This window comes from Vibrio nomapromontoriensis (genome assembly GCF_050337205.1).
GTDB classification, from domain to species: domain Bacteria; phylum Pseudomonadota; class Gammaproteobacteria; order Enterobacterales; family Vibrionaceae; genus Vibrio; species Vibrio nomapromontoriensis.
In genome coordinates, this window is record NZ_JAKJSS010000029.1 from 1 (window position 1) to 9,730 (window position 9,730).

Below are 9,730 nucleotides of genomic sequence, written 5' to 3' on the forward strand. Positions count from 1 at the left end.
ACGACAGACACCACGCTCTCCTGGTTTTGATGTGGTGAATGAGCAGCAATCGGTAACAATTACCGGAGAGAATTATCAATCTAGCCATCAAATGGCCTGGAACAGCACGTTAGTGCTGGATGAATTAGCATTAGGTGACTATGAATTAGTGGTGTCGCAGGTGGGGGCTTATTCACCAGTACCTTCGAGTCAACTATTGACGATAAGTGGTCGAACGCCAAATGTTACTGCGACATGGCTGATGAGTGGGGACAGTACCACAGGTAAAGCACTGTATGAAGCGAACTGTACTGGATGTCATACGGGTAGTTATGCCCCTGATTTAGTGGGGGATGTGAGCGTGAAGGCCGCATGGTCGGAACGCACCCTGACGCAGTTAACGACAAAAGTGGGTCTGATGCCAGTCGTGGCGTGTGATGATTTATGCCGACAGAAAGTCGCCAGTTATTTGTGGTATGACGCATGGGGGAATGAAACGGAAGTGCCGATAGAACTAGGTGAAATAACCCTGACCTTGAATGCAATTGAAGCGGGAGCAGAAGGAGAAAGTGCCACACTGATGTTGCGTGGTGAAGATGTGAGAATGGAAGTTACAGTGACAGAAGGGACACCAGAAACGCGGATTGATCTGCCGCTACAAGATTACACCATTAGCTTTGTCAGTAGCTCAGGGATATTAGAGCCTATGGGGCGTCAGTTTACTTTGAGCTCAGAAACCCCTTCCCTGAACTTAAATTTTGACTTTTATGTGACGGATTCAACGGATACAGACAATGATGGGATCTCGGATTTTAGAGACAATGATGATGATAACGATGGCACATTAGATGTTGATGACAGTCACCCTAAAGACCACTTGTTAGCGGACAGCTCATTACTCGTATACTTATCTTTTGCTGAGGAGACCGTAGGAGAAAAAACGTCGAACTCATGGATAGACATCATTGATCCTCGCTCTGAAGTGCCTCTAGGAGTAACGACATCAATGTATAAAGCTTCATTTGTGGCTGGAAAGGTGGGTTTAGCTGCCAATGGTAGTCAGTTCAATATTAATGGCTTGGGGCCTTATATTACTGATGCTTTTACCGTGTCTTATTGGATTAACTCAATTCAAAATTTGGACAATAGCAATATGTTTGGTCCGGGGGCATCGAAATTCATCGCATATCATGATAGTGGAGATAACTTAAGGATCGGCATTAAGACTCGTGAACAGATATCCGTTCCAATTATAGGACATAACCAGTGGACGTTAATTACCTATACATATGAAAATAACACTCAACGTTTGTATCGAAATGGCGTGTTAGAGGTCGAAAGTACGGCAAGCGATCCTGCTGAGTGGGCTTCAGTCTACTTTAAGAAGTATGCGGGTTCCTTAATTGATGAAGTACGGATCTACAACCGGGCAATCACGTCAACTGAAGTTAGCAATCTTCATGTAAACAGAAGTGCTATTCGTGATGGGGATATTGATGGTGACGGTATTTTGGACTCAATTGATAAGGACAGAGATGGAGATGGTGTTTACAATGATCTGGATTGGTCGCCCAACGACCCTAATGAATGGCTAGATACCGACGCGGATGGTATCGGCAACAATGCTGATACTGATGATGATAACGATGGTGTCCTAGACGCATTTGATGGGCAGCCACTTGATCCATTGCGTAGCGATTTTGAAGAGCAAGTTGATGTGGACCCATTATTGGCCACTATCAATGAGCTCAATACACTGGTGATTCAAGCTGCATGTATTAAATGCCATACATCCGAGGGGCAAGCCTCGCCGAGTGAAATTCATTTAGTTAAAGGTGATGATAGCGTCGTTGCGCGGCAAAATGCCGATCTTTTATATGATTACATTGACAATTTCGATACTGAAATCGTTAATATTCTAGCAAAACCAGCAGGTCAAGTTATTCATGGTGGAGGAACGGTTTTTGCTGATACAACCAATGAATGGAAGATTTTACGTTCAGTGCTCTATCGAGCGTATGGTCGAGCCGTTCCTGCCGATACGGCAGAAACAAAAGATTTTGTTTTGGCGAGTAATGATAGGGTTTATCGTAAGGCAGCACTGACACTGACTGGACTAGTGCCAAGCAATGCCGAACTTTTAGCCGCTCGGGGTTGGACTGAAGACCAGTTAAATCAAGCGATCGAAGGTTTGTTGGTAAATTCTGAAGGTCTTAAAACGTTTATTACTCAAGGTGTCGATGACCGATTGTTATTAAATGAGATCTTAATTAGGCCACAGACTAAAGATGACATTTTCTTTCAATCTGGAAAATACTACCCATACGTATATGATAATTATTCTTTACCGTTATATAGTCAGCATGCAGAACGTGCTATTGATGATAATTTGAAACTTTCTGTACATTCAGCTAGTAAAACTCTCGGTGGAGAGTGGCTGGATATTGATTTAGGTAAGTCTCAGCTGATAGAACGAGTTTCGGTTAGGCACAAAAGTCTTTACAAAAGCAGAGCAGATATTATGAGTATATCTATATCTAATACTCCATTTAATGGGCGTTCAAACAGTGAACTAGCTGAGGAACAAGATATATGGACGGTGAAACTAAGAGATTATATAGATCAGTCTTACGATAAAGAGGAAGAGACAACGCATTATTTGAACATTGAGAAGTCAGGTCGGTATGTACGTTTATCTACCCCTTACAAGAATCCTATTCACTTTAATGAAGTGGATATATTTGATGTTAATGGAATGGATATTACAAAAGGGCGCTCAGCGACGATATCCTCATTATATTTGGTACATGATGGGATTGTCTCAGAAGCCACAACACGATTTGTCAATGAGATGATAGAAGCTCCGAAAGAGTTGGTGTGGGATGTCGTTAGCCGAGATCTTGATTATACGAAAATCCTGACAGCAGATTACACAATGGCGGGGCCAGAAAGTTATAAGTGGTTTACGGGGAGTGATGGTGGTTCACCATTATATCAGAGAGTGACGGATAGCCAATACAGGGGAACACTCGGAGATCCACTCGCTCGCCCTCACGTTGGTTTGTTATCAATGTACGGTTATTTGACAAGGTTTGATAATACGGATACCAATTTCAATCGCCACCGAGCGAATGAAACTCTTAAGAATTTTCTTCACTATGATATTGAGAAAAATCTGGCAAGAGCAGTATCGACAGCTGATGTGGATAATGCCGACAACCCAACTATGGATAATCCAGTATGTGCAAATTGCCATATTACGATGGATCCAATAGCGGCGGGATTCCAGAATTTCGCTCATGCTGGGGGCTATAAAATTCATGATGGCAAACACTCATTAGTGTTACAAGCGCCAGGTTATGAAAATGGACTTACTTGGTATACTGATATTCGTTCGGCGGGCTTTAATGGTATTAAAACGCCGATACAAGTTGAGCCATTACAGTGGCTAGCAGAAAGCTTGGTACAAGATGAACGCTTCTTTACTGGTACAGTAAGGTTTTGGTGGCAATCGGTGTTTGGAAGAGAGTTCATGGATGCACCCGCACCGGAGAGTGCTGATTATAATCAGCTATATTCGTTATACGAAAAGCAGCAAGAGTTGGTCATTGAACTCGCGGATAACTTCAAGGCACATTTGGATCTGAAACAACTGCTACAAGAGATGATTATGTCTGAGCATTTCAGAGCCGAGTCTGTGAAAGAGTCAGTAGAAGAGGACGTTAGAGGTCTATTAGCTAGCTACTCGAAGGTGACTCCAGAGTCTTATGTTGCACGGTTAGCCTCAATGACAGGAGGGTATCGCGGTGATCCGAGTGGTATGTGGAATGGTGATGGTTATTTAGACAGTCTAAGTAATCGAACGTTCTATGGAGGTATTGATGGAAAAGGTACTGATATACGTGTTGATGAACTGACACCGCTCTCTTTAAATTTGGCTAAGAGTTTAGCAAATCAATACAGCTGTACGGTTGTGCTGCATGACGTGTTAGTTCCAGAGAGTGAGCGGAAACTACTGAAAGGCATCGACTACAACTGGATACCGACGATAGTAGAGGACCCTGCAAAACCAGTTCCGCTACCTTCACCTGTATCAAGGCTTAGCTTTGAAAAATTGAATGATCTTGGTCATGACTCTATCAGCAATATTAACAAGGGGATCGTAGCGGGAAGCGTTCGCTTACTGCGCTCAAATTCAGGGCATTATGCTGAATTTGATGCTTCAGATAATCAAGGTATACATGTCCCAACATGGCCAATGAACAACGCTCAAATTCAGTTTGCTGTTTCATTAACCATGACGCCAAGTCAAACCAGCCGTGGTCATGTTGGTTTAGTTAATTTACGTAGTCAGGCAAATAGTGGATTTACTGTCACTCAACGCTATAACAGGCTTGAATTAGAGTGGCGAGACGGTGTATCGACATTCTATTCCCCAAGGTTTGGTAATTTCAATGCGAATGAAGAGACGGCGTTACTTATTCAGTTTAGTGGGACAAAACGTGATAGTGGGCTTTACCAAGGGCGGTTCTCTATATTCCAGGATGGAACTAAAATCGGCGTAATCGATATAGAAAATATCAATCTAGAGAATGAAAATTATATTAGCTTTGGCAAACGACGTGAGGGGATAACCAAATACGCGAGTATCTATCAAGGATTGTTTGATGATATCCAAATTTATAATCAACTACTCAGTGATGAACAAATATATTATCTCTCTGTTGTCGATAATTTCGACCTAAAGGATAGCGATAACGATGGTGTTTTTGATGTTGTTGACGCGTTCCCTAATGATCCGACAGAGTCATTAGATACTGACAGAGACACGGTCGGAAATAGTGAGGATACGGATGATGATAATGATGGAGTCCTAGATATCGATGACGCATTCCCTGTCGATATTGCAGCAAGTGTTGATGCCGATAGTGATGGTTATCCGGATGCATGGAATGTTGGTTTTAATCAATCGGATTCAACGACAGGACTCATGTTAGATGAATTCCTAAATAACCCGACAATGGATCAAACTGAGCACAATATACGACTAAAAATAGCCGATATTATGTATCAATCATGGGGTCGAAGAGTGCCTCTTGATAGCGCTGAGATTGATCGGGCGTATGAACTATTTGTTGATAAGGTTAAGCTCCATCAGAGCAATCCGCTTCCGTATATATGGAGTTCTGCTGACAAAAATGTGTTATGTGCTTATCAAGGTGAATCATCTGACTGGCAAGATGCGCCAGAAGATACACATGGCACCATGGGCGCGTGGCGACTTGTTGTCGCTTATGTGATGACTGATTTTGAGTATTTGTATCATTAATTGGAGCCAAAGATGAATAGACGAGATTTTATCAAAGTATTGGGTCTAGCGGCTTCTACGGTTTCAATGCCTACAGCATTGTGGGCGAATACACCAACCGCTCAGCGTCGTTTACTATTGTATATCCATGCGAATGGTGGCTGGGATGTGACGTCTTATTGTGATCCGAAAGAGAATGTCGAAGGGCAACCGATCATTACACAGTGGTCACAAACTCAGCAAACTCAGTTTGCAGGTAATATTGCTTATGCTCCAGTGGGTAACAATGCCGACTTTTTTGGCAAACATTATCAAAAGATGTGTGTTATTAATGGATTTGACGCATTGACCGTAGGGCACAACTCGGCAAAAGTCGTACAACCTTCGGGCATGTTGCAAGCAAGCCATCCTACGATATCGGCACTCTTTGCTGCGTCACAGCCAGAGGTACCAGCACTACCATATTTATCGAGTTCAAAGTATTCAAACAGTGTTGGGTTAGTACAGGTCACTTCACTTTCAAGCTCATTTAATAGTAACTTGAGACGAGCATCAGACCCACAGTTAAACCCTAGCCAAACTAGGTCGGATCGTGACTACTATAAGTTGATCGGCGATGAAGATTTGGCTTTACTTAATAAAGCAAGGTTAAGTAAACTGAGTGCGTTAAGTGATGATAGTCGTTTACTTTTACAAGATAAAAACCTTATTGATAGGATGCGAAACTTCGAGAGCAATGGGCAGTCATTTAGTCAGTTTTTTCAAACCTATAACAATTTACCCGTTGCTCCTCATGGACAGGACAATATTCGAATAATCATGGCAGCGTTTGCATCTGGGCAGACGAGCGCTGCTAGTGTGGGTTTTGGAAGCTTTGATAGCCATGGTAATAATGATGAGAAGCAAGCTACTCAATTAAGTAATTTAAACAATGTTGTGGACTATGTATGGACGATGGCTGAGTCCTTGGGAGTGAGCGATCAACTGACAGTGATCATTACTTCTGATTTTAGTCGAACCCCTAAATATAATAATGGTAATGGTAAAGATCACTGGAATGTAGGTAGCTCAATTGTGATGCAAAACAATCCAAGTTGGGGAAATCGTGTCATGGGATCAACTAGTTCCTCTCATCATCCCCATAAATTTAATTTGTCTACTATGACTCGCGATGAAGAAAACGGCGAAGTGCTGACTGTTCAGCACGTGAATATGGCGTATCGTGATGTGTTAGGGCTGAATAATACCACGCATGCGGATAGATATAACCTTGGCAGTATTACGGTTCCGGGGATATTTAACTGATGAATAGCGGTTGGTGTTATTAGTCGCACTAGTTGTCACTAGTAGTGCAAGTGTTTTTCTAATATAGGGATGTTGGGAAAATATACTTAGGTCGCTAATTTAATCGTTGCGATTAGTTGTCGCCCTATCTTTACTCTATATCTGGTTGTTTGTAGTGGCATAGCGAATTTGGTCACTTAGTTAGAGGTGATATCATCACCTCATAAGTTAACAGGTGACATTATGACAAAACGCACAAGACGACTATTTAGCGCAGAGTTTAAGTTAGAAGCAGCGCAGTTAGTCCTAGATCAAAATTACTCAGTGAATGAAGCGGCCCAAGCCATGAATGTGGGTAAATCCACGATGGATAAATGGGTTCGCCAACTTAGAGAAGAGCGCCAAGGGAAAACACCGAAAGCTTCTCCTATGACGCCTGAACAAATAGAAATTCGAGAATTGAAAAAGAAGCTAGCTCGCCTTGAAGAGCATAATGAAATACTAAAAAGGCAACTGCTCTGTTGATGTCGGACTCACTGAACAATTCTTGATAATCAAGAAACTCAAGCAGAGCTACAGCGTAAAAACATTATGTGAAGTCTTCAATGTTCATCGAAGTAGTTATGACTATTGGATTAAACGTCCAACGGTAATTAATGCTGAAACAGTAAAACTTCGCAGCTTGGTCAGCGAGGCCCATACTGCAAGCAATGGCTCAGCAGGAGCGAGAACAATTGCAGATATAGTCACAAATCAGGGCATAAAGCTTAGTCGTTACCGAGCGACTAAGCTGATGAAAACTCTTGGTTTAGTGAGTTGCTAAGAGCCAAAGCATCGCTACAGAAAGGCTTCACAAGAACATATTGAAATTCCAAATCACTTAGGTCGTCAGTTTGCGGTTACCACGCCAAATGAAGTCTGGGCTGGCGATGTTACGTATATTTGGACGGGTAATCGGTGGATGTATTTAGCGGTTGTTATCGATTTTTTTGCCCGCAAGGTGATTGGTTGGTCGATGTCGTTATCACCTGATTCTAAGCTGACAGGCAAAGCTCTCTCGATGGCTTATGAGTCTCGTGGTAAGCCTAAGGTGTCATGTTCCACAGCGACCAAGGTAGCCACTATACCAGTCGTAAATACCGCCAAGTGCTGTGGCGTTTTCAAATAAAGCAGAGTCTATCATCGCCGATGAAACTGTTGGGACATAGCACCGATGGAGCGCTTCTTTAGAAGTTTGAAAACGGAATGGGTGCCAACGATGGGTTATCGTAGCTTTGCTGAGGCTCAACAAGAGATCACACGCTACATCATTGGATATTACTGCCAACTCAGGCCACATCAGTATAACGGTGGTCTAACTCCCAATGAGTCAGAACGATTATATTGGGAAAACTCTAAACCGTGGCGAATTTTAGTTGACCACTACAGCTGGTTTAGCGGCGATGAGCGACGTAAGCCGAACAGGGCGCTTGCCTACGACGAGTGGGGTCGATGTGCTATCTGCTCAAGCTATTTCGTTAGGAGAACATACGGTTAGAACGATGGCGAACTTATCTGGAACGGGAGTAGTTCTACCTGACTGGAAAAGATATCGAGTAACCATTCACGATTAAAACCACATCCTTAAGTGTTCTTTTAATAAGCCAATACTCTAAACGTTATTGGCTTTTTTCGTATGCTGTTGAATAGACTTTGTGACCTAACCATTACTTAAACAAAGTTAGTATGTTGATACTACTGTTCGTTATATGGGGTATGTTTTTTTAACTGAAAGATATCTAAAAGACGATGTAAATCAAAAACACCACATTCACAGCGTGAATGTATGTTTTATTTACTTTGTGTCCGCGGAATGTTTTTTATGCTCGCTGTTATTTCTCCTCCCTAGTTTGAAGTTTTCTTTGCCTGCCATTTTTTGCTCATCACTGTATATTTTCTTTTTACTCAATTTTCTTACTATAAGGTCGTTTAATTTCATATCTATACTATACCGTTCTTTTTAGGTGTACTGGTTGGGACAAGTAGTTGAGGCTATCTGTTTGTTATTTATGTTTATTTATTTTTATATACTGAGTAATCAAACTTAGCAATAACTATAAGTACACTTTATTTTAGTTATAAAATAAAGCGTCAAAATGTTGTATTTTGTCATTATATTGACACTACTATTAATATATTTTTTGCTAGCTATAAGTTAATTATTGTAAATTGGATGTTTTTAGCTATTAATAATAATGGTTGATACTATTTGATTGTTTTTATATGAGTGAATCTCACTCATCTATAAAGGAATGCAAAATGATAAATAGGATAGCAGTGGTGCGATGGGGAGTAGCTGTATTTGCTATTACTCATACCTTAATTTCAGTAGTACAAGCTAACAATAATAGTAATGAACAGCTAACTCAGCCCTTGTTCTTAGACGAGAAGCAGAGTTACTTCGTCAATGATGCCGATATAGAATCGGGTAGCGTGTTTATTTTTGAATTGGGAAATGCGGATGAAACAGCCGCTTCTTATGTGGATATTTATGCGGATAATCAACGTATTGCCGCCCTAAAGGTTTTAGGAGAAACTCGGGATTATCCGATAGGCATGGCGGATGTTGTTGATGACATCGAGTTAAGAGTCGTTGAAGGGCAAATCACGTTATCTCGTACTTTTATTCAGCAAGAGGTACAGTCACAAAGCCAAGTTCCAAATATTGATATGCTGGAAGTGGGTTCTATTGAGTTAACTGAACAGTGGAAAACACTCTTTCCAATACGACAATACATGGAGCCGATTCTTTTAACATCAGCTTATCAAGTGGTAAGCGAGGCTTCTGATGGAGCGACAACCGATCTGATTCGAGACTCTGGCGTAATCGAGCGTCGTCAAGATGCGGCGGGTAACTGGCAACTTCGTGTGCGTCCTTGGCCTGGGATGCCCAATTTTCACGCCAATATTGATTACCTCATTATCGAGGCTCAAGAGTATCAATCCGAGACCTTGCAGCTCTTGGCCGCACGATTTAATAAATCCTCACATGATTTCTGGCAGCAGTGGTCATTTTCAGACGCCAGTCAATTGGGCATGAACTGGCACCATATTCCTAGTGTGGTGGCGCAGCCACAAACTCAGAGTGATGAGCGCAGCTTATTTACTCGTATCAAACAG

The 9,730-nt window shown here is 41.8% G+C and carries 4 protein-coding genes and 1 pseudogene; all 5 read left to right on the forward strand.

Annotation, left to right across the window (positions count from 1 at the left end; translation table 11 throughout):
- On the forward strand, nt 1-5,308 hold a 5,308-nt coding region (locus tag L4D05_RS23735; RefSeq protein WP_428795456.1), incomplete at its 5' end, for a LamG-like jellyroll fold domain-containing protein.
- Between the two features lie 12 nt (nt 5,309-5,320).
- Nucleotides 5,321-6,592, forward strand: a complete 1,272-nt coding sequence (locus L4D05_RS23740) for a DUF1501 domain-containing protein (RefSeq protein WP_428795457.1) — start codon at nt 5,321-5,323, stop codon at nt 6,590-6,592.
- A 222-nt stretch (nt 6,593-6,814) separates the two neighbouring features.
- A pseudogene (locus L4D05_RS23745) lies at nt 6,815-7,990 on the forward strand (IS3 family transposase).
- The gene (locus tag L4D05_RS23750) at nt 7,987-8,184 is read left to right on the forward strand and encodes a hypothetical protein (protein ID WP_428795458.1); all 198 of its coding nucleotides are present in this window, start codon (nt 7,987-7,989) and stop codon (nt 8,182-8,184) included. The pseudogene L4D05_RS23745 and the gene L4D05_RS23750 overlap by 4 nt, the downstream one beginning before the upstream one ends.
- A gap of 685 nt (nt 8,185-8,869) precedes the next feature.
- A partial coding sequence (locus L4D05_RS23755; protein ID WP_428795459.1) for a hypothetical protein occupies nt 8,870-9,730 on the forward strand: 861 nt, incomplete at its 3' end.